The 21,879-nt window shown below is 72.1% G+C and carries 24 protein-coding genes and 1 tRNA gene; 9 read left to right on the top strand and 16 right to left on the bottom strand.

Features of this window, described 5'->3' with window-relative positions; translation table 11 throughout:
• Positions 1-135: 135 nt before the first annotated feature.
• A complete protein-coding gene (locus ABT112_RS22760; RefSeq protein ID WP_502975414.1) occupies positions 136-495 on the bottom strand; it encodes an ATP-binding protein in 360 nt (119 codons plus the stop codon).
• Positions 496-753: 258 nt separating this feature from the next.
• Here ABT112_RS22760 and ABT112_RS22755 point away from each other — a divergent pair, with 258 nt between their 5' ends.
• Together ABT112_RS22755 and ABT112_RS22750 are read left to right on the top strand one after the other, a co-directional pair.
• Positions 754-1,068, top strand: coding sequence for a putative quinol monooxygenase (locus ABT112_RS22755; RefSeq protein WP_351512368.1), 315 nt, complete (start codon positions 754-756; stop codon positions 1,066-1,068).
• A complete protein-coding gene (locus ABT112_RS22750; RefSeq protein WP_351512323.1) occupies positions 1,058-2,275 on the top strand; it encodes a helix-turn-helix domain-containing protein in 1,218 nt (405 codons plus the stop codon). The genes ABT112_RS22755 and ABT112_RS22750 overlap by 11 nt, the downstream gene beginning before the upstream one ends.
• A 136-nt stretch (positions 2,276-2,411) precedes the next feature.
• Here ABT112_RS22750 and ABT112_RS22745 read toward each other — a convergent pair whose 3' ends face one another.
• Positions 2,412-3,110: a permease prefix domain 1-containing protein gene (locus ABT112_RS22745; protein ID WP_351512321.1), complete on the bottom strand. Its 699-nt coding sequence runs from the start codon at positions 3,108-3,110 to the stop codon at positions 2,412-2,414.
• Positions 3,107-3,448 (bottom strand): PadR family transcriptional regulator, encoded by a 342-nt coding sequence (locus ABT112_RS22740; protein WP_351512319.1) that lies wholly within the window; start codon positions 3,446-3,448, stop codon positions 3,107-3,109. The genes ABT112_RS22745 and ABT112_RS22740 overlap by 4 nt, the downstream gene beginning before the upstream one ends.
• An 87-nt stretch (positions 3,449-3,535) precedes the next feature.
• Between ABT112_RS22740 and ABT112_RS22735 the strand changes: the two genes are divergently transcribed.
• Together ABT112_RS22735 and ABT112_RS22730 are read left to right on the top strand one after the other, a co-directional pair.
• Positions 3,536-4,084, top strand: a complete 549-nt coding sequence (locus ABT112_RS22735; RefSeq protein ID WP_351512318.1) for a hypothetical protein — start codon at positions 3,536-3,538, stop codon at positions 4,082-4,084.
• Between the two features lie 5 nt (positions 4,085-4,089).
• Positions 4,090-4,347, top strand: coding sequence for a DUF3817 domain-containing protein (locus ABT112_RS22730; RefSeq protein ID WP_351512366.1), 258 nt, complete (start codon positions 4,090-4,092; stop codon positions 4,345-4,347).
• Between the two features lie 102 nt (positions 4,348-4,449).
• Here the strand turns inward: ABT112_RS22730 and ABT112_RS22725 are convergent, their stop codons facing one another.
• Both ABT112_RS22725 and ABT112_RS22720 read right to left on the bottom strand, forming a co-directional pair.
• Positions 4,450-4,911, bottom strand: coding sequence for a hypothetical protein (locus ABT112_RS22725; RefSeq protein ID WP_351512316.1), 462 nt, complete (start codon positions 4,909-4,911; stop codon positions 4,450-4,452).
• Positions 4,912-5,104: 193 nt separating this feature from the next.
• The gene (locus ABT112_RS22720; protein ID WP_351512314.1) at positions 5,105-5,914 is read right to left on the bottom strand and encodes an AraC family transcriptional regulator; all 810 of its coding nucleotides are present in this window, start codon (positions 5,912-5,914) and stop codon (positions 5,105-5,107) included.
• Positions 5,915-5,963: 49 nt separating this feature from the next.
• Here ABT112_RS22720 and ABT112_RS22715 point away from each other — a divergent pair, with 49 nt between their 5' ends.
• Positions 5,964-6,395, top strand: a complete 432-nt coding sequence (locus ABT112_RS22715) for a DUF2000 family protein (protein WP_351512312.1) — start codon at positions 5,964-5,966, stop codon at positions 6,393-6,395.
• A gap of 119 nt (positions 6,396-6,514) precedes the next feature.
• Here ABT112_RS22715 and ABT112_RS22710 read toward each other — a convergent pair whose 3' ends face one another.
• Positions 6,515-6,859: a TraR/DksA family transcriptional regulator gene (locus ABT112_RS22710; protein ID WP_351512310.1), complete on the bottom strand. Its 345-nt coding sequence runs from the start codon at positions 6,857-6,859 to the stop codon at positions 6,515-6,517.
• 236 nt (positions 6,860-7,095) lie between these two features.
• A tRNA-Thr gene (locus ABT112_RS22705) sits at positions 7,096-7,168 on the bottom strand.
• 218 nt (positions 7,169-7,386) lie between these two features.
• On the opposite strand from ABT112_RS22705, the gene ABT112_RS22700 reads away from it, so the two are divergent.
• The 3 genes from ABT112_RS22700 to ABT112_RS22690 all read left to right on the top strand — a co-directional run bounded on the left by ABT112_RS22700 (position 7,387) and on the right by ABT112_RS22690 (position 10,169).
• On the top strand, positions 7,387-8,523 hold the full coding sequence (locus ABT112_RS22700) for an ABC transporter ATP-binding protein (protein ID WP_351512308.1): 1,137 nt from the start codon (positions 7,387-7,389) through the stop codon (positions 8,521-8,523).
• A gap of 393 nt (positions 8,524-8,916) precedes the next feature.
• On the top strand, positions 8,917-9,339 hold the full coding sequence (locus ABT112_RS22695; protein ID WP_351512306.1) for a hypothetical protein: 423 nt from the start codon (positions 8,917-8,919) through the stop codon (positions 9,337-9,339).
• Between the two features lie 41 nt (positions 9,340-9,380).
• Positions 9,381-10,169: a nucleotidyltransferase family protein gene (locus tag ABT112_RS22690; protein ID WP_351512304.1), complete on the top strand. Its 789-nt coding sequence runs from the start codon at positions 9,381-9,383 to the stop codon at positions 10,167-10,169.
• A 314-nt stretch (positions 10,170-10,483) separates the two neighbouring features.
• Here the strand turns inward: ABT112_RS22690 and ABT112_RS22685 are convergent, their stop codons facing one another.
• From ABT112_RS22685 to ABT112_RS22655, 7 genes are all read right to left on the bottom strand, one after another.
• Positions 10,484-12,088 (bottom strand): DoxX family protein, encoded by a 1,605-nt coding sequence (locus tag ABT112_RS22685; protein ID WP_351512302.1) that lies wholly within the window; start codon positions 12,086-12,088, stop codon positions 10,484-10,486.
• A gap of 90 nt (positions 12,089-12,178) precedes the next feature.
• On the bottom strand, positions 12,179-13,135 hold the full coding sequence (gene rlmB, locus ABT112_RS22680) for a 23S rRNA (guanosine(2251)-2'-O)-methyltransferase RlmB (protein WP_351512300.1): 957 nt from the start codon (positions 13,133-13,135) through the stop codon (positions 12,179-12,181).
• Positions 13,136-13,234: 99 nt separating this feature from the next.
• Complete coding sequence (gene cysS / locus ABT112_RS22675; protein ID WP_351512299.1) at positions 13,235-14,629, bottom strand: cysteine--tRNA ligase; 1,395 nt, start codon at positions 14,627-14,629, stop codon at positions 13,235-13,237.
• 131 nt (positions 14,630-14,760) lie between these two features.
• Entirely contained in the window at positions 14,761-15,165 is a 405-nt protein-coding gene (locus tag ABT112_RS22670) for a PPOX class F420-dependent oxidoreductase (RefSeq protein WP_351512297.1), read from the bottom strand.
• A 346-nt stretch (positions 15,166-15,511) separates the two neighbouring features.
• Positions 15,512-16,048 (bottom strand): 2-C-methyl-D-erythritol 2,4-cyclodiphosphate synthase, encoded by a 537-nt coding sequence (ispF, locus tag ABT112_RS22665; protein WP_351512295.1) that lies wholly within the window; start codon positions 16,046-16,048, stop codon positions 15,512-15,514.
• Positions 16,035-16,799: a 2-C-methyl-D-erythritol 4-phosphate cytidylyltransferase gene (gene ispD / locus ABT112_RS22660; RefSeq protein ID WP_351512364.1), complete on the bottom strand. Its 765-nt coding sequence runs from the start codon at positions 16,797-16,799 to the stop codon at positions 16,035-16,037. Before ispD ends, ispF begins: the two co-directional genes overlap by 14 nt.
• A gap of 512 nt (positions 16,800-17,311) precedes the next feature.
• On the bottom strand, positions 17,312-17,794 hold the full coding sequence (locus ABT112_RS22655) for a CarD family transcriptional regulator (protein ID WP_003953493.1): 483 nt from the start codon (positions 17,792-17,794) through the stop codon (positions 17,312-17,314).
• 1,044 nt (positions 17,795-18,838) lie between these two features.
• On the opposite strand from ABT112_RS22655, the gene ABT112_RS22650 reads away from it, so the two are divergent.
• Positions 18,839-19,525, top strand: a complete 687-nt coding sequence (locus ABT112_RS22650) for a DUF461 domain-containing protein (protein WP_351512293.1) — start codon at positions 18,839-18,841, stop codon at positions 19,523-19,525.
• Positions 19,526-19,793: 268 nt separating this feature from the next.
• Here ABT112_RS22650 and phoP read toward each other — a convergent pair whose 3' ends face one another.
• The gene (gene phoP, locus ABT112_RS22645) at positions 19,794-20,474 is read right to left on the bottom strand and encodes a two-component system response regulator PhoP (RefSeq protein WP_351512291.1); all 681 of its coding nucleotides are present in this window, start codon (positions 20,472-20,474) and stop codon (positions 19,794-19,796) included.
• Entirely contained in the window at positions 20,471-21,772 is a 1,302-nt protein-coding gene (phoR, locus tag ABT112_RS22640) for a two-component system sensor histidine kinase PhoR (RefSeq protein ID WP_351512289.1), read from the bottom strand. The genes phoP and phoR overlap by 4 nt, the downstream gene beginning before the upstream one ends.
• Positions 21,773-21,879: the final 107 nt, after the last annotated feature.

Here is a 21,879-nt window from a genome sequence, read left to right as displayed (position 1 = left end):
CGGCGGCCTGCATGACGTACGTCGCTGCCACCACGCTAAGCGGTCCACGAGGCCCGGGCGATTTCTGGGCCACAGCTTCGCACCGGTGCCCCTGCCCGGTCCGCAACTCGCATCGCAGGCCCACCCTGTCCGGTGTCACCACGCAGGAGCTCGGCGCACCGGTGTCCGGATCAGGTGTGCCGTGACCGTATGACCGCGATGATCACCGTCGATCTCGACGCGGTCCGCCAGGGCGGTGACCATGCCGAGTCCCCGCCCGTGCGTGTCCCCCTTTGATGGGCGTTCGACGCGAGGCACGGCTCCCGCCCCACCGGAGTCGGTCACCGAGATGGCGATGCGCTCCCGATTGACGACGATCGTCACGTGGAAGGTGCCGGTACCGCTCTTCGTGTGTAACAGGGCGTTCGCACCGAGCTCCGTCACGATCAGGGCAGCGTCGTCCACCTGAGGACTGCCGACCAGCACGTCGCGAGTCCAGTTGCGAGCCCTACGCATCTCTTCGGGCCGACCGACAAAGGTGCATCCGTAGCTGAGCAAGGGCGGTCCCTCCATGACGCCGAGCTGGGGACTTCCACGCGGAGCAGCCCCGCGTCCGCACCCCCGCACCCAGCAGCCGTACAATTAGTACGGCACAGTACTCCCAGTACCGGAAGTGTCAGTGCGAGAACGTACTTTCACTGCGGGTTACGGGCCGCATAGCGTTCACCCTGCGGCGTGGCGCTGGGCCAGGACGTCGAAGAGGAGGGGAACCGCATGTTCGGGCTGATGGTGCGCTTCACATGCAAGGACGCGTCGGCGGCAGCCGAGTTCGATTCCCTGGTGGAACGGACCGGCGAGCGGATCCGCACGAACGAACCCGGGACGGTGATCTACGCGGTGCACCGTGTTGACGGTCGCCCGTTGGAGCGGATCTTCTACGAGCTCTACCGGGACAAGGACGCCTTCGAAACCCACGAGTCGCAGGACTACGTCCAGGCATTCCTCACCGCACGCGAGGAGTACGTGTCCACCACGGTGGTCGACCGACTGGAATTCGTATCCGGCAAGGGCGTGGACGTTGAGCTCTGAGTACGAGAAGTCGCTCGGCCGCAGGATCGCTTCCCATCGCAAGCGCCGCGGCCTCTCACAGCGGGAGTTCGCCGGGCTTCTGGACCGCTCGGAGGCCTGGGTCTCCCAGGTGGAGCGCGGGGTGCGCCGGATCGATCGGATGACCGTGCTGGAGCGGGTCGCCCGAGTCCTCGACCTGCCGGTTGCCGAACTCGCCTCCGAGGCGCCGGTCGTCGCCGCGACAACCGGTGACCAGCCGCCCGGGGCCCATCGACTGCGGCTGCTACTGAGCACCGCCCACTCCCTGGACGCCATCCTCGTTCCGCATGAGCGACCGGACCCGGCGGCCCTCCGCACTGATGTGGACCAGGCCTGGTCCCTGACCCATGAGGGCAGTTACGAGAGCCTGGCCGAACTGCTGGAGTACCTGATTCCGAGCCTGGAGTCCGCCGCCCGATCGGCGCCCGCGCAGGACAGCCCCGAGCTGTACCGGCTCCTTGCTGCCGCCTATCACGCCTGCGGTGCGGCACTGGCCACCATGGGAGAGAGCGGGGCGGCGTGGATCGCCTGCGACCGAGGGGTGACCGCTGCAGAGCGCGCCGGCGATCCGCTCCTGATGGCCGCCGGTCAGTTCCGGCTCTGCATCGTCTTCCTCGGCGCTCACAACTACGACCAGGCAGCACGCGCTTCCGGGAGCGCCGCGGATGCGATGCGCGCCCTGGCGGAGTCCGGACAGCCCGAGGCCGTGGCCCTTCGAGGCGCCCTCACCCTGCAACGGGCACTGGCGGCAGCCCGGATGAACGAGGCCGAGACGGCATACGGGTACGTCCGCCAGGCCCGTGAGATGGCGGCTCGGGTCGGGGAGGGCCGCAACGACTACAACACCGAGTTCGGACCGGCCAACGTCGCCCTGCACGAAGTGTCGATCGCCATCGATCTGGGAGACGCCGGCCTGGCGCTGCGCGTGGCGGAAGCAATCGATGCCACGTCACTGTCGTCCGAACGGCAGACGCGCTTCCGGATCGATATCGCCCGAGCGCACGCCCAGCGCCGTCAGACCGAAGAGGCGGTGTCCGCGCTTCTCGCGGCCCACCGGCTCTCGCCCGAGATCGTCCACGCCTTGCCGAGCGTGAAGCAACTCGTGTCCGACCTGCTCACCATGAGCAGGACACCGTCCGGGCAACTCCGATCCCTGGCATCGGAGCTGGGCGTACCGGTGTCGGCCTGAGCGTCGACCGCCCTTACGCGCCGCCCTCCGCCGGTGCCGACCTCCGCCGGAGACGCGAAGCACCCCGTACCGATCACGGTTCGGGGCGCTCTCCGCGCTCCTCGTGAGCATGGATCGCGGCGGACTGACCGGCGCGTCAGCCCCGCAGCCGGGACTCGGCGGGTTGTGCGATCACCAAGCGTGCACACTGACGGCAGGCGCGGGCCGAGGCGGCCACCACCGCGTGCGACACCGCGGCAAGCGCCCCGGCGAACGCCAACAGCGGCCAGTCCGTGGCCAGGAGGCAGGCGCCGGCCAGCATGAGCGTGGCGACCGCCATGGCGATGCTGGTGGTCGTGCCGGCCCAGGCGACCGCGCGGGGCAGCCCCTCCGGCGTGGGCAGGCGGCGGGCGAGATGGCCGGTGGCCGCCAACCCGACGGCGGCGAGCAGCGCGGCGACGGTCGCGACCCCGGCCAGATGGACGGCCAGCATCTGCGCCGTACGCGACCACTCCCCTGCCTGCGCGCGGTCGGCGGTCCGGGCCAGGTACCAGCAGGCGACCAGGAAGGGCGCCGCGAGAGCCACGACGCGCGCGGTGTGCCGCGCCTGAGCGATGGTCAGTTCCCGCTGACAGCTCGGTACGAGCTCCTCGGCGGCCCCGAACTCCCGCACCGCTTCCCGGGCGGCGCTCGCATACGGCACCGCGTCACCCTGATGGGCCGCGGCGGTGTCCACGAGCCCGCCGCGGATCTCCTCGATCATCCGGGCCTTGGCACGGGCCGGGCCATGCAGGGCGGCCGTCAGGGTTCCGACGTAGTCGTCGATGGGGTCGGCCGGCCGGCCGACGGCGGTCACATCGCCCCCGCGGGCGGCGCCGTGGGGTTCAGGACCGAGCCGATCGCCGCGGTGAACTCGCTCCACGCCGTCCGCTCCCCGGCCAGGGTCGCCCGCCCCGCGTCCGTCAGCTCGTAGCAGCGCCGGCGCCGCTCGCCGGACGACTGCCAACTGCTGCTGAGCAGCCCGAGCCGCTCCAGCCGGTTCAGGGCCGGATAGATCGTCCCCGTGCGCAACTCCAGCGCGCCGCCGCTGCGCTGCTGGACCGCGGCGATGATCGCGTATCCGTGCAGCGGGCCCGGTTCGAGCACGGCCAGCAACAGTCCGTCCAGGTGCCCTCGCACCGCATCTGCCCTCATGAGTAGGCAGCCTACCCAAAAGAGCTGTTGGCAGTGTATGTATTGGCAGCCAACACATATAGCTTCCGATGACCGGGAGGCACCGCAGTGACCAAGCTGCTGCTGTCCGTGCATGTCCTCGCCGCGATACTGACGGTCGGATCGATCGCCGTGGCCGCTTCGCTCTTCCCCCGCTACGCGCTGCAGGCGTCCGGGGGCGCGGATCCCGACGGGCGGGCCGCCGGAGTCGCCGCCCTGCTGCACCGGATCTGCCGCGGCTACGCCCTCGCAGGCCTCGCGGTGCCCGTCTTCGGGATCGCCACCGGCGCCCGGCTCGGCGTCCTCACCGACGCCTGGCTGATCGCCTCACTCGTGCTGACCACCCTCGCGGCGGGCCTCCTCGCCCTGGCGATCCTCCCCGGCCAGCGGCGGCTGCTGGCAGCGCCCCGCACGCCGGACGCGGACGTGGACGGGGACGTGAAAGCGGAAGCGGACGTAGAAGTGGGCGCAGAAGCTGAATCGGAGCAGAAGACGGCCCCGGACGAACTGCGCCCCGTGGCAACCCGACTGACCATGCTCACCGGCGTGTTCAACCTCCTGTGGGCGATCGTCGTCATCCTGATGATCATCCGCCCCGGCTCCACCACGGGTGCGTGACCGCCATGCGCACCCTCCGCATCGCGGCCGCCGTCGAGGCCGCCTCGTTCGTGGCCCTCCTGGGCAACCTCTTCACCGCGCACATCCCGGCGATCACGTCACTCGTCGGCCCCCTGCACGGCACGGCCTACCTCGCCGTCATCGCGGCCACCGCGCTGACGGCCGCGGCCCCGACGAGCGCCCGGTGGCAGTCCGCCGTCCCCGGAGTCGGCGGACTGCTCGCCCTGCGACTGATCGGGCGGAGAACCCCACAGCACACCTGACCGCCGGAGAACCCCGCCGCGCACCGCCCTTCCCCCACTTCCACAAGCGGGGCGACCAGCCGGGTCGGAACCAGCCCCGAGCGGCCGTTCCCGCACCACCCCCTACAGCTGATGCAGCCACGCGTTGACGAGCAGCACCGCCAGCAGCGCGAACACCACGGACAGCGCGACCGGCCACCAGGGCCGCCGGCCACCGGACGCCGGCGGCTCCAGGGCCCGGTCGGCGGCCGCGACACCCCGGAGCACGCCGAGCGCCGCCAGCACCACCGGCACGGCGACCAGCGCATGAACGACCCACGCCCCCACCAGCGTCGGCCCGCCCCACGAGTGCTCGTAGTCATGCGCGTCGATCAGCGGATACAGCAGCCCGTTGGCGGTCGCCTGCCCCGCCAGCAACGCCACGGCCCAGCCGAACAGCCCCAGCGCGACACCGCACCCGCCCCGGAGCACCAGGCCGCCCCGGCCCTGCCCGATGCCGGCCACCAGCCTGCCGACGGCAGCCGGAAACAGCACCAGCCCCCGCCCCGCAGCACGCCATGCGGAGGCCCCCACGAGAGCCGACACGACCGGCACCCACCTGCTGCGATTCGCCCCGCGGGGCTGCGTGTTGACCATGCGGCAAGTCAACCAACGCGACAGCGCCGACTCCATCGTGCGGGCACGAGGAAACCACCTTCGTGCTGGCCTCACCCTTCGGACCTCACGGAAGGCAGCATGAATGGACAACGCCGTGGTGCTCGCGGGGTCCGTTCCCCGGTCACCGTCCCGCCGGGGCGCCCCTGCCCGTGTAACGGCCGGGTGCGGTGCCCACGAGCCGCTTGAAGTGCCGGGTCAGATGCGACTGGTCGTAGAAACCGACCTCGGTCGCCACCTCCGCGGGCGGCCGGCCGTCGAGCAACAGCCGCCTGGCGCGGTCGACGCGGCGGGCCATCAGGTACTGGTGCGGGGCAATACCGAAGGCGGCGCTGAAGGCCCGCACCAGGTGGGTCGGATGGGCGTGCAGGAGCTCGGCCGCCTCGTCCAACGTCGCCCCCTGGACCAGCCGTTCGTCCAGGAGTTCCCGCAGATCCTCGGCCACGCCGCGGCCGGGCTCCGGCGGACGCCGGACGAGCCGGGGCCGCAGGTGGCCGCGCAGCCGTTCGCCGATCAGGGCGAGACGGCTCTCCGCCTCAAGTTCGTCACCCCGGTGCGCGAGGGCCGTGTGCAACTGCCCGACGCGCCGGCGCAGGAGCGGGTCGGCCAGGTCCGGGCCGTCGACCGCCGGGCCGATGAAGCTCTCGTTCAGCAGGCTCAGGTCCAGGTAGAGCACCCGCTTGCGGAAGCCCTGCGGGGTGGCGGGGGAGCCGTTGTGCGGGATCTGCGGCGGGAGCAGGGACACCGTGTCGTCCGGGGTGCCGCACTCGCGACGGTTCAAGTCGTAGCGGACCGCGCCGTCGTCAACGATCAGCAGGGTCCACACGTCGTGGAGGTGCATGGGGTACGCGTGCTCGGTGAAGTGGGCGTGGAAGACCTCCACGACACCCGAGACCGGCGGACACCACGCGGAGATCTCCTGCCGGCCCACCATGCAAGGAATGTACAAGACCGTACGACAGGCCGGTCGGCAGTCTCGGAGCATGACCACCACGAACCCGCCCGTACGTTTCGACACCAAGATCGCCGTCCTGCTGCGCGAGGACCTGGAACCCTGGCAGCGGCTGAACGTGACCGCGTTCCTGGTCAGCGGTCTCGGCTCGGAGCTCCCCGAGGTGATCGGCGAGCCGTACGCCGACGCCGACGGCACCGCCTACCTGCCGATGTTCCGCCAGCCCGTCCTGGTCTTCGAGGGGGCGAAGGAGACCCTGACCGCCGCACACGGCCGCGCCCTGTCCCGCTCGCTGCCACGGGCGGTGTTCACCTCCGACCTCTTCGCCACCGGCAACGACCGGGACAACCGCGCGGCGGTGCGGGCCGTACCAAGGGATCAACTGGATCTGGTGGGCCTCGCCGTGTACGGGCCCCGCAACGCGGTCGACAAGGTGCTCAAGGGCGCCCGCATGCACCCCTGAGCGCTACACGTCAGGCCGGGCAGCGGGAACGGGAGAGTCGGGAAGCCGCTCCCCCACTCAGCGGCGCGCCGTCCCCGCCTTCCCCCACTCAGCGGCGCGCCGTCCCCGCCTTCCCCCACTCAGCGGCGCGCCGTGCCCGCCTCCGCGCACCGCACGCACGTGCTCGCCGCCGGGCGCGCCTCCAGCCGGGCGGCCGGGATCGGCTCCCCGCACCCCTCGCACCGCCCGTAGTCACCGCGCTCCAGGCGCTCCAGCGCCCGGTCCAGTTCGGCCAGCTGATCGTGCGCCTTGGCCAGCAGGGCGGCGACATGGGCCCGCTCGAAGGCCGTGCTCGACCCCTCCGGGTCGTGCTCGTCGTCCACCGCCACCAGGGCGTTCGCCGCGACGATCGCGTCGAAGTCCCGGCTCAGGGCCGCGATCCGGTCACGCGTACCGGCACGCTCGGCCACCAGCCGCTCGCGCACGGCCTCCCGCCCACCCGGAAGCCGGACCCCATCACGGGACGCATCTGTCACCTTCCCCACAACACCCACGCCCGGGCCCGCATTCCGCTCACCCACCGCCCCTCAGGACGACTCCCCACCCCGCCGGCCTCGCTCCCGCCGGCCCGCCCACAGACGTCGCCCACCGACATCGGCCGCACACGACAAAACGCCCCGGACGAAAGATCATCCGGGGCGTTCTCACGGTTCCGTTTCAGAGCCGACTGTCGGGTTCGAACCGACGACCTTCGCTTTACAAGAGCGGTGCTCTACCAGCTGAGCTAAGTCGGCGCCGCGCACCGAAGCCCGTGCGCGGAGGCGGCTCCACTCTACACAGGGCGCTCAGCTTCCGGCATCAGGCGATCCCGGGCTGTGCAACTCGATCCGGGCCTGTCCAACTACTGACAAACCTCGACCCGCCGGGTAGCGTCCTGGCAACCCACTATCAGTGGACTACTCCTTTACTCGGATCGTCCGGCACGTTCCTGCCGGTGAAGGGATATATCACCATGGCTACGGTCACCTACGACCAGGCAACCCGGATCTACCCGGGCACCGACAAGCCCGCCGTCGACAAGCTCGACATCCAGATCGAGGACGGCGAATTCCTCGTCCTCGTCGGCCCCTCCGGCTGCGGCAAGTCCACCTCCCTCCGGATGCTCGCGGGCCTGGAGGACGTCAACGACGGAGCGATCCGCATCGGTGACCGCGATGTCACCCACCTCCCGCCGAAGGACCGGGACATCGCCATGGTGTTCCAGAACTACGCGCTGTACCCGCACATGACCGTCGCCGACAACATGGGCTTCGCCCTCAAGATCGCCGGCGTCAACAAGACCGAGATCCGCCAGAAGGTCGAGGACGCCGCCCGGATCCTGGACCTCACCGAGTACCTCGGCCGCAAGCCCAAGGCCCTCTCCGGCGGCCAGCGCCAGCGCGTCGCGATGGGCCGCGCGATCGTCCGCGAGCCGCAGGTGTTCCTGATGGACGAGCCGCTGTCCAACCTGGACGCCAAGCTCCGCGTCCAGACCCGCACCCAGATCGCCGGCCTGCAGCGCCGCCTCGGCATCACCACCGTCTACGTCACCCACGACCAGGTCGAGGCCATGACCATGGGCGACCGGGTCGCGGTCCTCAAGGACGGCCTGCTCCAGCAGATCGACTCGCCGCGCAGGATGTACGACCGCCCGGCCAACCTCTTCGTCGCGGGCTTCATCGGCTCCCCCGCCATGAACCTCGTCGAGGTGCCGATCACCGACGGCGGCGTGAAGTTCGGCAACAGCGTCGTCCCGGTCTCCCGCGAGGCGCTGTCCGCCGCCTCCGACAAGGGCGACCGCACCGTCACCGTCGGCGTCCGCCCCGAGCACTTCGACGTGGTCGAGCAGAACGGCGACACCACCCGCGCCCTCTCCAAGGAGGCCGCGGACGCCCCGGTCGGCCTGGCCATCACCGTCAACGTCGTCGAGGAGCTCGGCGCCGACGGCTACGTCTACGGCACCGCCGACGTCGGCGGCGAACGGAAGGACCTGGTCGTCCGCGTCGGCGGCCGGCAGGTGCCGGAGAAGGGCGCCGTGGTCCACGTCGTGCCGCACCCCGGCGAGACGCACGTCTTCTCCACATCCTCCGGCGAGCGCCTCGGCGACTGACCGGCCGGCACCGGCCCGCACCGCCGAACGCCGGCCCGCGCCCCTGAGCAGCGACCCGCACCGCCGAACATCCGGCCCGCACCGCTGAACAGCCGGACACCGCCGCATCCGCCGGAGCCGACGGCCGCCGACGGCCGCCGACGGGGCCACCCCGCCCCGGCAGCCACCACCGGCCCGGCCCGGCGCCGTACACCCACCCCCGGGTGTACGGCGCCGTCGCCGTGGGCAGCGTCAGGGCATCCGCCCGGCCGGTGCCCACCACCTCTGAGATCACCGCACTTCTGACGTTTCGACCCTCTACGTCAACACGCTGAGCGGACCGGCTCGGCAGTTCGTCACTCAAGAGAGTGACTAAATGCCGTCGAATCATCACTCCTCGCTACGATCGCGTGCGTGAATCACGCAGCCCGCCGCATCGGCAGAACTCTCGCCTTCGTCCTCCCCGTCGTCCTGGTGCTCTCCGGGACGCTCGCGGTCACCAGCGTCCCGTGGTCGGGAACCGGCACCGACTCCCGGATGCTCACGGCGTCCGCGGAGAAGGCCTCCACGCACGCCAAGTCCCGCGCCCCGCAGGACGTGCTCCGCGACCGGCTCCTCGCGGAACTCCAGGAGAAGGACCCGGGCATCGCCCTCACCCACCTCCAGGAGGAGACCAACGCCCGCCCCTCGCTGGCCAAGCACTGCGCCTCCATCGCCCGCGCCCTGGGCCGGGCCGCCGTCGCCAAGTACGGCGGCGCCGCGCACCGCGCGCAGGAGTTCTCCCGCCCCGTCTGTGACACCTCCTTCGCCTACGGCGTCTCCCAGGAGGCCCCCTGACCGCATGCCGCGCATGTCCGGACAACGCCTAGGGTGCACCCATGACCGGTGACCACCGTGCGGATGTGAACGAGGACGTGAGCGCGGCTGTGCGCAACGACGCGGACACCGACGTGTATCCCACACAAGCCGTGATCCTGGCCGGCGGCCAGGGGTCACGGCTTCGTCCGTACACCGACGACCGGCCCAAGCCGATGGTCGAGATCCCCGGAACCGGGACCCCGATCATCGGCCATCAACTGGCCTGGCTCGCCGAGGAAGGCGTCACCGACGCCGTGGTCTCCTGCGGGCACCTCGCCGCCGTCCTCCAGGACTGGCTGCGGTCCGCCGCCGACCGGCTCCCGCTGCGCGTCACCACCGTGGTCGAGGAGGAGCCGCTGGGCCGGGGCGGCGGCCTCAAGTACGCCGCCGCCTCCCTCCCCCACGCCGATCGCCCCTGGTACGCCACCAACGGGGACGTCTGGACGCGCTTCTCGCTGCGCGAGATGGCCGCCTTCCACCACGAGCGCGGCGCGGACGCCACGGTGGCGCTGGCCCGGCCGCGGATGCCCTGGGGAGCGGTGGAGACCGACGAGTTCGGCCACGTGCTGGACTTCATCGAGGCCCCGCTGTCGCCGTATCACATCAACGCGGGGGTGTACGTGCTCTCCGCGGCGTTCACCGGCCTGCTGCCGCTGCGCGGCGACCACGAGCGCACCACCTTCCCGCGGCTGGCCCGCGAACGGCGCCTGGCGGGCTTCCCGCTCCCCCACGGCGCCTACTGGCGCGCGATCGACACGGTCAAGGACCTCTCCGAGGCAGCGGACGAACTCGCCTCCCACACCCGCTGATTCGCCCGGGCAGCACCCGCTGGTTCGCCCGGCCGCACCCGCTGGTCCGCCCGGGCCGCCCCACCTCCGCCGAGTCTGCCGGGCGTACCCCTCCTTCGGCCCGCCCCGCTCCGTCCACGGCACCGCCGCACCAGGCCACCGGGGCGTTGCCAGGGGTGAACATCCCGATCGAGATGACCTTCACGCCGTTCGCCGACGCCCCTCCGGACCACCCGCCCCCACACAGAACGCCGCCCCACGACTCACGTCGTGGGGCGGCGTTCCGGCCCGCGGGACCGGGGGGAGGCGTAGGCGGGCCCGTACGGGGTCCCGGGTCAGCCCAGGATGCCTCCCAGCGCACCGCCGGAGGACGAATCGCCGCCCGAGCCACCGGAGCCCGAGCCGCCGCCGGTGGCCCCGCCCGGGGTGGCACCGCCGCCCGTGGACGACGGGCCCGCCGTCTGGCTCGGCGGCGCCGCCGGAGCGGCCGGCTGCTGCGGCGTCTGCACACCGCTGGTGTCCCGGCCGGAGGGGGACTGGCCCGGCTGCTGCCCGGTCCCGACGGTCGCGGTCTCCCGCGCCGTGTCCGGGCCCGTGGACGCCCCAGCGGAGGCGCTCGGGGTGGCGCTGCGGCTGGCCTCGGGCGAACCCGATCCGGCCGACGTCGGGCCCTGGGAGGCCTGCTCGGACTCCGGCTCCTTCGGCATCGGCGAGCCGGGGAGGTGGTTGCGCGGAGCGTCCGTCGGCCCCGGCACCGTGGTCATGTCCGTGGACCGCACGGCGCTGCCGAGCATCGAGCCGACCAGCAGGGCCAGTCCGCCGACGACCGTCGCCATGACGGCGCCGCGCCGCAGCACCCGCCGCCGCAGGTCCCAGATGCCGACCCGCGGGCCGAGCCGCCGCCAGGCCTCGCCCGCCAGCCGGGCGTCCATCGAGTACACCGGCGCGCCCGCGATGATCAGCGGGCTCCAAGCGGCGAGGTAGATGAAGTCCGGGGCCTCATAGACCGGGACCGAGCGCCAGCTGACCATCATCAGCAGAGTGGCCGAGAGCAGTGCCCCGAACGAGGCGGCCAGCCGCTGCCACAGCCCGAAGACCGTCAGCACCCCGACCACGACCTGGAGGAACGCGACGCTCAGGCCCGAGCCCACCGGGTGCGCCAGGGCGAAGTCCCGCAGCGGCGAGGCGAAGCCCCACGGGTGGAGATGCGTGAGCCAGGTGACCATCGAGCCGCGGCGGCCGCCGTCGAAGTACACGGGGTCGCAGAGCTTCCCCATGCCCGCGGAGATGAGGATGAAGCCGAGGAAGATGCGCAGCGGGAGCAGCACGACGCCGAGGTTCATCCGGCGGCCGGGGTAGTACGCGTGCCGGACCGGGTCCGGCCCCTGGCGCCGGCCGGCGCGCCCCGGGTCGTCGAGCGCGGCGAACTCGTCGGTGTCCGGGCCGTCGTCGTAGTCGTCGTACGCGCCACGGGCGGGCCGGACGCCGCGCAGCAGTTCCGTCTCGCCGGCCTGGGGGGACCGCGGGCCGATGACGGACGGCGGGGCGTCGTCGAGCCGGACGCGGGGCAGCACCTGGGTCGAGCCCATGTCGGCGCCGCCGCCCCGGTTTCCGGTGCCCGAGGCCCGTACGGCCTGGAGGAGATTGCCTGCCGCGCGGTCGCCCGGTTCGCTGCGACCGCTCCACACGACGGGTGCCCGGCGCTTCCCTGCCCCGGGCGCTCCGGCGCCCGACCGTGCGGCGGAGCCGACGAGCTGCCGGGCGTGCCCCGGCGTGCCCCGGCCTCTGACCGGCGTGGCGAGCTGCACGCGGAAGCTCGCGTGGTTGACGATGACCTGGGACGGGTCGCACGGCACCTTCACCGTGCTCAGCACAGGCTCGTCGTCGAACCCTCGCGAGCGTGCCCCCGTAGGGCGGGGTGTTCTGGTGTCCACGCTCATCTAACCGAGTGACGAGCGCATAGGACACTGCCTTGACGCCTCGAACTGTCCGAGGCCCGTCAAGCTGCTCCCCCGCCCCGGGGGAAAGGCTCACGCCCTGCGACGAGCCGTCTCGTAGAGGACGACGCCCGCGGCGACACCGGCGTTCAGCGACTCCGCGCCGCCCGGCATCGGGATCCGCACCCGGATGTCGCAGGTCTCGCCGACGAGGCGGGACAGGCCCTTGCCCTCGCTGCCGACCACGATCACCACCGGGCCGTCCAGCGCCTCGAGGTCCGTCAGCTCCGTCTCGCCGTCGGCGGCCAGGCCGACCACCGTCATCCCGGCCTTCTGGTAGCTCTCCAGGGCGCGAGTCAGGTTGGTGGCGCGGGCGACCGGCGTGCGGGCGGCGGTGCCCGCCGAGGTCTTCCACGCACCGGCCGTCATCCCGGCGGCGCGGCGCTCCGGCACGACCACGCCGTGGCCGCCGAACGCGCAGACGGAACGGACGACCGCGCCCAGGTTCCGCGGGTCGGTCACCCCGTCCAGGGCGACGATCAGCGGGTCCTCACCGGCGTCGAACGCGGCCGCGGCCAGGTCCTCCGGGTGCGCGTAGTCGTACGGCGGCACCTGGAGGACGAGGCCCTGGTGGTTCAGGCCGTTCGTCATCCGGTCCAGCTCGGGCTTGGGCGCCTCCATCAGCGCGATGCCGCCGCGGTCGGCGGCGAGCTGCAGCGCCTCGCGCACCCGCTCGTCGTTGTCGATGAACTGCTGGACGTAGAGCGTGTTCGCCGGGACGCCCTCGCGCAGCGCCTCGGCCACCGGGTTGCGGCCGACGACCAGCTCGTTGGTGCCCTTGGGGCCACCGCGGCGCGGCGCCGGACGGCGGGTGGCCGCCTGCTTGGCCTTGGCGTTGGCGGCACGCTGCTTGGCGTGCCCCTTGCGCGCCGAGGCCGGCGGGGTCGGGCCCTTGCCCTCCAGGGCACGGCGCCGCTGACCGCCACTGCCGACCTGCATGCCCTTCTTGTTGGACGTGCGGCGGTTCCTGCGCTGGCTGTTGCCGGCCATGGGTCACCTAATTTCTTACTGCTGCTGCAATCCTGCGTATGTATGGACTCCGGCGCCCCGGGACCCCCCGGAGCGCCGGTCGATGGTGCAATTGTGCGATCAGCGCGGGCCGAGCTCCCAGCGCGGGCCGGACGGGGTGTCCTCGATCACCAGGCCGGTCTGCTGGAGCTGGTCACGGATCGCGTCGGCGGTGCCGTAGTCCTTGCGGGCGCGGGCCGCCTGGCGCTGCTCCAGCACCAGCCGGACCAGGGAGTCCACGACGCCGTGGAGGTCGTCGCCGCGGTCGGCGCCGGCCCAGTGCTCGTCGAGCGGGTCGAGACCCAGCACTCCGAGCATCGCACGGACCTCCGCCAGGCGGGCGACGGCCGCCTCCTTGTCGTCGGCGGTGAGTGCGCTGTTCCCCTGCCGGACCGTCGTGTGCACGACGGCCAGGGCCTGCGGGACGCCCAGGTCGTCGTCCATCGCCTCGGCGAAGGCCGGCGGCACCTCGGCCGCGGGCTCCACCGGGCCCGCCTTCTCGACGACCCGCTGGACGAAGCCCTCGATCCGCGCGAAGGCCGACTCGGCCTCGCGCAGCGCCTCCTCGCTGTACTCGATCATCGAGCGGTAGTGCGGGGTGCCCAGGTAGTAGCGGAGCACGATCGGGCGCCAGCGCTTGACCATCTCCGAGACGAGCACCGAGTTGCCGAGCGACTTGCTCATCTTCTCGCCGCTCATCGTCACCCAGGCGTTGTGCACCCAGAACGAGGCGAACGCGTCACCGAAGGCCTTGGCCTGCGCGATCTCGTTCTCGTGGTGCGGGAAGACGAGGTCCAGCCCGCCGCCGTGGATGTCGAAGGCCTCGCCCAGGTACTTGTGGGCCATGGCCGAGCACTCCAGGTGCCAGCCGGGGCGGCCGCGGCCCCACGGGGTCTCCCAGCTGGGCTCCCCGGGCTTGGCCGCCTTCCACATGGCGAAATCACGCGGGTCGCGCTTGCCGGTCTCACCGGCGCCCGACGGCTGCTGGAGGTTCTCCAGCTCCTGGTTGGAGAGCCGCAGGTACTCCGGGAAGGACCGCACGTCGAAGTAGACGTTGCCCTCGGCGGCGTAGGCGTGGCCCCGCCCGATGAGGCCGCGCATCATCTCGATCATCTCGGGGATGTGGCCGGTGGCCCGCGGCTCGTAGGTCGGCGGGAGGCAGCCGAGCACGTCGTAGCCGTAGGTGAAGGCCCGCTCGTTGCGGAAGCCGATCGACCACCACGGCTCGCCGCCCTCCGCGGACTTGGCCAGGATCTTGTCGTCGATGTCCGTGACGTTCCGGACGAAGGTCACGTCGTAGCCGCGGTGGGCGAACCAGCGGCGCATGATGTCGAAGTTGAGGCCCGACCTGATGTGCCCGATGTGCGGGGCGGCCTGCACGGTCGCGCCACACAGGTAGATCGAGACGCAGCCCGGCCGGAGCGGGGTGAAGTCGCGGATCTGCCGGGCGCTGGTGTCGTACAGGCGAATGGTCACCCCACAAGGGTAGTGCGCCCACGGCAGTGCCCTGCGACCCGTGGGGTCACAGGGCACGGAAGCATGACGGCCGCGGTACGCCGGACGCCGTACCGCGCCCCGAAAGCTCCAGGTGACGGGAGCCGCGGGCGTCAGATGCTGCCGACGACCTTGCGCGGGGTGATCCGGACGACAACCCGCTCGGCGTCCTGCCCCGACGCGGGGTTGAACTCGGCGTAGGGCTTGCCGGCGTACTTCATGGACAGCGCGTCGATCAGCTCCTGCCCGCCCTCGGTGGTGAGGGTGGCGGTGCCGCGGATCTCGGCGTACGTGTACGGCGCGTCAGCCGGGTTGACCAGCACGGTGACCCGGGGGTCGCGCCGCAGGTTCTTCTCCTTGCGGCGGCCGACCGTGGTGGAGAACAGCACGTCGTCGCCGTCCCGCTTCACCCAGACGACGGACAGCTGCGGGCTGCCGTCGGGCTGGACGGTGCCGACGGTCACGAAGACCGGGCTGTCGAGGAGCTTCTTGAGGCCGTCGGAGAGTGCGGCTGCCACGGCGGTTCCTTCCGGTGCGGGTGTACGGATGAAACGGGGTGCCCCGATCCGTACCCAACTCCCCGGCGTGGAGGCATATTCCTGCGGCCGGGCACCGGTTCGGCGCAGAGCCGGAGAGCGGGCGGGGAGCTGATGTTCGCCCTGGGGGAAGCCGCCGGGAAACGGGGCGCGCGGCCGGGCGGCACGCCGGGGGAACGGGGGCGCGCACTCGGGACGGCGCTCCGATGCAGGGGCCGCGCAGCCGGACGGCGCTCCGCAGAACGGGGACGCACGGCCGACCGGGCCGGGCCGGGGCCGTCGCACACGGCCCCGGCCCGGCGCGGTGGGACGTGGCGTCCCAGGCGCCTCAGCAGGGGCGCCTGAACACCACGGCCGTGGCCAGCGCGGCGAGCCCCTCGGCGCGGCCGGTCAGCCCCAGGCCGTCCGTGGTGGTGCCGGAGACCGAGACGGGCGCGCCCACCGCGGCGGAGAGCGCCTGCTGCGCCTCGGCCCGGCGCTTGCCGATCTTCGGGCGGACGCCGATCACCTGGACCGCCACATTGCCGATCTCGAAGCCCTCGGCCCGGACGATCCGCGCCGCCTCGGCGAGCAGGGTGACGCCCGAGGCACCGGACCACTCGGGCCGGTCCGTGCCGAAGTGCGCCCCGAGATCGCCGACTCCGGCGGCGGAGAACAGCGCGTCGCAGGCCGCGTGGGCCGCGACATCGCCGTCGGAGTGCCCGGCGAGCCCGTACTCGGCGCCCTCCCAGAGGAGGCCCGCGCACCACAGCTCACGGCCCTTCTCGAAGGCGTGGACATCGGTGCCGATCCCGACGAGCGGCAGCACGGGCGCGGCGCCGGACGCGGACGGATCAGGTGCGGCCAACGGATCAGGTGAAGCCATCGGTGGCCCTCCTCCGGGCGAGTACGGCCTCGGCGAGGACGAGGTCCAGCGGCCGGGTGACCTTGAACGCCTCCTCGTGGCCCGGGACGACGACGACCGGAACGCCGAGGCGCTCCACCATGCCGGCGTCGTCGGTCGCCCCGTCGCCCTCGCAGTGGATCTTCTCGTGGGCCTCGACGAGCACGGACCGGTCGAAGCCCTGCGGGGTCTGCACGGCGCGCAGCCGGGCGCGCTCGGGCGTGCCGACGACGGGCTCGGGCTCGCCCGCGGCGGCGGGCTCGACCTGCTTGACGGTGTCCGCGAGCGGCAGCGCCGGGACGACCGCGGGAGCCCCGGACCGTACGGCCGCGGCCACGGCGTCCACCGTGTCGACGGGAACGAGCGGGCGCGCGGCGTCGTGCACCAGGACCACGCCGACGTCGTCGGGGAGCGCGGCGAGGCCGAGGCCCACCGACTCCTGGCGGGTCTCCCCGCCGGGCACGACCAGCACGTCGGTGGTCTCCGGCAGGGCGTGGTCGTCGAGGAGGGTGCGGACCTCGGCGGCACCGTCCGGCGGAGCGACCACGACGACGAGCGAAACGGCTCGGGAGCGGGCCATCGCCCGCACGGCGTGCACCAGCATCGGCGTGCCCGCCAGCGCCCGCAGCGCCTTGGGGGCACCGGGGCCGAGACGGACCCCGCGACCGGCCGCGGGGATGACCGCGGCGGTACGCGGGAGGTGCGAAGCGGGGGAGTTTGGTTGCGCGTTCAGGTTTGTTTCCTCGGCCGAGTTGGGTATGGCCACAGCGTGCCGGGCGCGATGCCCCGACCGGTCCCTTCCGTGACAACCGGTCGAGCGTGTGCCCGGGCCCGGCACATCCTTTAACAGACCGGTCTTCAACGGGCCGGTTTTCCGTGGGCCCGCTCACACCGGATCATCACGTCGGGGGCGTCGGTGACGACGCAGCCACACAGAAGGACCCGGTTTCGCGATGTCCGGTTCCCCGAAGATCCGGATGGCCGGTTCCTGACAGGATTCCTGCAGGGGAGATCCGGTGACCGGTTCCCCGCATCGCTCCGACAGATCGCTCGGGTGTGCGCCTCGCTCGGGTGTGCGCCGTCGGCGCCGCAACCGCCCGTGCCGCACGACCGACAGCGCCGCACAGGGCAACGCCGAGCTGCACCTATGCCGCAGCGCCCGGCGACAGGATCGTCACTCGGGCACCGCGGCTGTTCTGCCGGCACCGGCGCTTGCGCGCGGTCCGCGTCAGGACGATCGGTGCGTCAGGACGCCAGAACCTCGTCGAGCAGCGCCTCGGCCTTGTCCTCGTTGGTGTTCTCCGCGAGCGCGAGCTCGCTCACCAGGATCTGCCGCGCCTTGGCGAGCATGCGCTTCTCACCTGCGGAGAGTCCGCGCTCGCGCTCACGGCGCCACAGGTCGCGCACGACCTCCGCAACCTTGATCACGTCGCCGGAGGCGAGCTTCTCGAGATTTGCCTTGTAGCGACGGGACCAGTTGGTCGGCTCTTCGGCATAAGGTGCACGCAGCACCTCGAAGACCCGGTCCAGCCCGTCCTGGCCGACCACATCGCGCACGCCGACGAACTCCGCATTGTCCGCAGGCACACGAACCGTCAGGTCACCCTGGGCAACCTTCAGCACCAAGTAGGTCTTGTCCACGCCTTTGATCTGACGAGTTTCGATGGCCTCGATCAGCGCGGCCCCGTGATGGGGATAGACCACGGTGTCGCCAACCTTGAACGTCATGTGACAGGTACCCCTTCCGTGGCTATCCAGAGTAACACGTGAACGGCCCGTTCTGAATGGCGTTTTCGCAGGTCAGGGCATATCTCGGGGCTTGACAATCACAGCCGGGACGTGCTGCGCGGGGTCTCCGGAACCAGGTATTCGCAGGTGGGAGCGGCTGTGGCGGGGAGGCGAAACGCGTACGTTACACGCATCCACGACCCCGGAAGACAGGCCGAACGTCCCGGTTTGCCGGAGTCCAAGCGGCTGACTTCCGCTACTCCGTTCGGAGCCAGGGGATGCGGATCCGGTCGCGATTCGCGAATTGATCACTCCGACCCGTTCGGCGCACTGATCAATTTCTCGCCTTCACGGATTCGGCGCCGATAATCCGCCGAGCGGACTCCCGGTGGATATTCACCCGCCACCGGTCACCCGGGCGTGGCCGACGGCCGGGTGACGACCCTGGGTAGCGACCCGAGCGGCGTGACGGCCGCCGTCCGGGCCTCTCCCGTCGTGGCTGCTCAACCGGGGTGGACCGGTGTGTCGGCGGCGTGGCGGGAGCTGTACGGTGCGCTTCCTTACCGTGCGGGTGGCCCACTTCCTTCGTGCGGGTGGCCTCCCCCGGGCGCGGCGTGCCACCCGCAGAGCCGGGCCGGGCGGACCGAGCGGGTAGGGCGCCCAGAGCGGGCCGGCGGGCGGCTGAGGGCGTCCGCGTGGCGGACGGCGCACGTGTGGCGGACGGCGCCCGTGTGGCCGGCGAGCGCCGCTGAGAGCGTGGGAGGGCCGCAGGGCGCGCCCGGTGTCACCCACGGGCGCTCGGCGTGGCGGAGGCGCCGGTGCGGCGCGCAGGCCGCCGCACGGGGCGCCGGGAAGTCCGTACGGATCCACGAGGGCCCCACACCATGGCGTGGAACGGCTGCGGCGGGCTCGGGAGCCGGGCGTGAGGCGTGGGACGCGAAGGGCGTGTGGGGTCCCGGGGGCGGGTCGGGTGCGGGGCCGAAACCACGGCTCGGTAATGTAAGCGCGCTGACACCCCCTTACGTCCAAGGAGATGCCGCCGCCGTGAGCAGCAGCCTTCGACGCGGCGCCCTCGCCGCGACCGCCATCGCGTTCTCGATCGCCTCGCTCGCCGCCTGCGGCGCCGGGAACTCCGCCTCGACGCTCCAGGTCAAGCCGGACAACGCGGCCACCAGCGTCGGTGACGTCCAGCTCCAGAACGTGAACGTGATCACCCAGCCCGACGGCGCGGAGGGTCCGGCCGTCGTGTCGGGCCGGATCTTCAACGACGGCTCGAAGACGGAGACGCTCGAGTCCGTCGCCGTCGAGGGCTCGTCCTCCCCCGTGAAGCTGCGGCCCGCCAAGGGCAGCGGCCCGGTGACCATCCCGGCGGGCGGTTCGGTGATGATCGGCGGCAAGGGCAACGCCTCCGCCGTCATGGCCCGGAGCGGCGAGTCCGTCCGGGACGGCAACGCCCAGCAGGTGTCGTTCGAGTTCAGCCGGACCGGCAAGGTCGAGCTGAAGGCGTTCGTCGTGCCCGCGCACACCTACTTCAAGGACTTCGGGCCGAGCATCGTGCCGACCCCGTCGTCCTCCGCGAAGCCCTCGGGCACCGCGTCCCCGTCGGGTTCGCCGACCGGCAGCCCGGGCAGCGAGGAGGCCGCCGGCGGGGAGTCCGCCGAGGGCGACGAGGCCAACGGCGACACCGCCGGAAGCCCGTCCGCCGAGGGCCACGAGGGCGCCGGGCACTGAGCCGCGCGCCGGACACCGTCCGGCGCCGGCCGCCCGGCCCGCCGCGTCACGCGTCCGGCGCGTATGCGTCCGGCAGGTATGCGCCCGGCACGCATGGTTCCCGCGCCTATGCGTCCGGCGCAGCGGCACCCAGGCAGCACGAAGGCCCCGGAGCAGCACTGCTCCGGGGCCTTTCGTCGTTGCTCTCGGCCGGGGGTTTCCGTTTCGGGGATTCCCTGCCGGAAAGCGTGGCCGGGTTTTCCGTTCGGGCATTCCCCGGCGGGACGGTTTACGGCTCGAACTTGTAGCCCAGGCCGCGGACCGTGACCAGATAGCGCGGCGCGCCCGGGTCCGGCTCGATCTTGGCGCGCAGCCGCTTCACATGGACGTCCAGGGTCTTGGTGTCACCGACGTAGTCGGCGCCCCACACCCGGTCGATCAGCTGCATCCGGGTGAGCACCCGGCCGGCGTTCCGCAGCAGCATCTCCAGCAGGTCGAACTCCTTGAGCGGGAGGTCGACCTTGCCGCCGCCGACGGTGACCACGTGCCGGTCGACGTCCATCCGTACCGGGCCGGCCTCCAGGGCCGCCGGGACGACCTCCTCCGGCTCGCCGCGGCGCCGCAGGACGGCCCGGATCCGGGCCACCAGCTCGCGGGAGGAGAACGGCTTGGTCACGTAGTCGTCGGCTCCTATTTCGAGCCCGACGACCTTGTCGATCTCGCTGTCCTTGGCGGTCACCATGATCACCGGGACGTTGGAGCGGCCGCGCAGCTGGCGGCACACCTCGGTGCCGGGCAGGCCCGGCAGCATCAGGTCGAGCAGCACCAGGTCGGCGCCATTACGTTCGAACTCGTCCAGCCCTTCGGGCCCGGTTGCCGCAATGGCGACCTCGAAGCCCTCCTTGCGGAGCATGTACGACAATGCGTCGCTGAACGATTCCTCGTCCTCGACGACGAGCACTCGGGTCACGGAAGGACCTCCGGGGCGGGAAGTGTTTCATCGGTGAAGGTCTCGTACGGCCGGTGGTCCTCGTCTTCGAGGTCGTCCGGCTCGATCAGGGTCCGGTCGTGGCGGTCCGTCCGCTCCCGGTCCCTTTCGCGGCCTGCCTCCGGAAGCCGCAGGGTGAACGTGGAGCCCTGTCCCTCAGCGCTCCACACCGTGACCTCCCCGCCGTGCGAGGCGGCCACGTGCTTGACGATGGCGAGGCCGAGGCCGGTCCCGCCGGTGGCGCGCGAGCGCGCCGGGTCGACGCGGTAGAACCGTTCGAAGATCCGGTCCTTGTCGCGGTCGGAGATGCCGATGCCCTGGTCGGTCACGGCGATCTCGATCATTGCCCCCGAGCCTCCGGCCGGGGAGCCGCCGGGCGCGTTGACCCGGCGCCCGGCTATGCCGACGCGGGTGCGGGCCGGGCTGTAGTTGACCGCGTTCTCGACGAGGTTGCCGAGGGCCGCGGCGAGCTGTCCCCGGTTGCCCCACACATGGAGGCCCGCCGTCCCCCCGGCCGCCATGGTGATCTGCTTGGTGCCGGCCTGGTGGCGGCAGCGGTCGATCGCCTCCGCGACCAGTTCGTCCACCCGCACCGGCTCGGCGTCCTCGAGCGGATCGTCGTTCTGTACCCGGGAGAGGTCGATGAGCTCCTGCACCAGGCTGTTCAGCCGGGTCGCCTCGACCTGCATCCGGCCGGCGAAGCGGTCGACCGCCTCCGGGTCGTCCGAGGCGTCCATCACCGCCTCGGAGAGCAGGGAGAGCGCGCCCACGGGGGTCTTGAGTTCATGGCTGACATTGGCCACGAAATCCCGGCGGACGGCCTCTATGCGGCGGGCCTCGGTGAGGTCCTCGACCAGCAGCAGCACCAGCCGGGAGCCGAGCGGGGCGACCCGGGCGGAGACCGCCAGGCCTTCGCCGCGGCCGGATCCGCGCCGCGGCAGATCCAGCTCGACCTGTCGTATCTCGCCGTCCCGGCGGGTGTCCCGGGCCATCTGGAGCATCGGGTCGACGGCCAGCTTGCCGCCGCGGACCAGGCCCAGGGCGTAGGCCGCGGAACTGGCCTTGACGACGCTGTCGGCCTCGTCGAGCACGACTGCGGACGAGCGGAGGACGGACAGCACGGTGTCGACACCGGGGGGCAGCACGGAGTCGGTGTGCAGCGAGCTGCGGGTGGGCTTCGCCTGCTCGCGCTCGCTCCAGCGGAAGGCCAGCATGGCTACGACACCGGTTCCGACCCCGGCGATCGCTGCCGCTGCGGCAACCGCCGCGTTCACGTCCATGAGTCCAGATTAAGCGGGTGGCAAGAGCCGCCCACAGCCATCGGAGGCCGACCCTGGTCAGACGTTGCCGAGAGTTCACCACCAGGTTGCGGCCGGTTCACCCCGGA

Source organism: Streptomyces sp. NPDC002055 (genome assembly GCF_040296705.1).
Lineage (GTDB): Bacteria > Actinomycetota > Actinomycetes > Streptomycetales > Streptomycetaceae > Streptomyces.
The sequence above is the reverse complement of the archived record's forward strand: the minus strand, read 5'-3'. Positions and strand labels throughout refer to the sequence as shown.

What these genes read in the sequence shown, in the direction of transcription:
- ABT112_RS22760 (WP_502975414.1), bottom strand. Translation starts at nt 495, where the DNA reads ATGCGTAGGGCTCGCAACTGGACTCGCGACGTGCTGGTCGGCAGTCCT.
- ABT112_RS22755 (WP_351512368.1), top strand. Translation starts at nt 754, where the DNA reads ATGTTCGGGCTGATGGTGCGCTTCACATGCAAGGACGCGTCGGCGGCA.
- ABT112_RS22740 (WP_351512319.1), bottom strand. Translation starts at nt 3,448, where the DNA reads ATGAGGGCAGATGCGGTGCGAGGGCACCTGGACGGACTGTTGCTGGCC.
- ABT112_RS22730 (WP_351512366.1), top strand. Translation starts at nt 4,090, where the DNA reads ATGCGCACCCTCCGCATCGCGGCCGCCGTCGAGGCCGCCTCGTTCGTG.
- ABT112_RS22720 (WP_351512314.1), bottom strand. Translation starts at nt 5,914, where the DNA reads ATGGTGGGCCGGCAGGAGATCTCCGCGTGGTGTCCGCCGGTCTCGGGT.
- ABT112_RS22715 (WP_351512312.1), top strand. Translation starts at nt 5,964, where the DNA reads ATGACCACCACGAACCCGCCCGTACGTTTCGACACCAAGATCGCCGTC.
- ABT112_RS22700 (WP_351512308.1), top strand. Translation starts at nt 7,387, where the DNA reads ATGGCTACGGTCACCTACGACCAGGCAACCCGGATCTACCCGGGCACC.
- ABT112_RS22690 (WP_351512304.1), top strand. Translation starts at nt 9,381, where the DNA reads ATGACCGGTGACCACCGTGCGGATGTGAACGAGGACGTGAGCGCGGCT.
- ABT112_RS22685 (WP_351512302.1), bottom strand. Translation starts at nt 12,088, where the DNA reads ATGAGCGTGGACACCAGAACACCCCGCCCTACGGGGGCACGCTCGCGA.
- rlmB (WP_351512300.1), bottom strand. Translation starts at nt 13,135, where the DNA reads ATGGCCGGCAACAGCCAGCGCAGGAACCGCCGCACGTCCAACAAGAAG.
- ispF (WP_351512295.1), bottom strand. Translation starts at nt 16,048, where the DNA reads ATGGCTTCACCTGATCCGTTGGCCGCACCTGATCCGTCCGCGTCCGGC.
- ABT112_RS22655 (WP_003953493.1), bottom strand. Translation starts at nt 17,794, where the DNA reads ATGACGTTCAAGGTTGGCGACACCGTGGTCTATCCCCATCACGGGGCC.
- phoR (WP_351512289.1), bottom strand. Translation starts at nt 21,772, where the DNA reads ATGGACGTGAACGCGGCGGTTGCCGCAGCGGCAGCGATCGCCGGGGTC.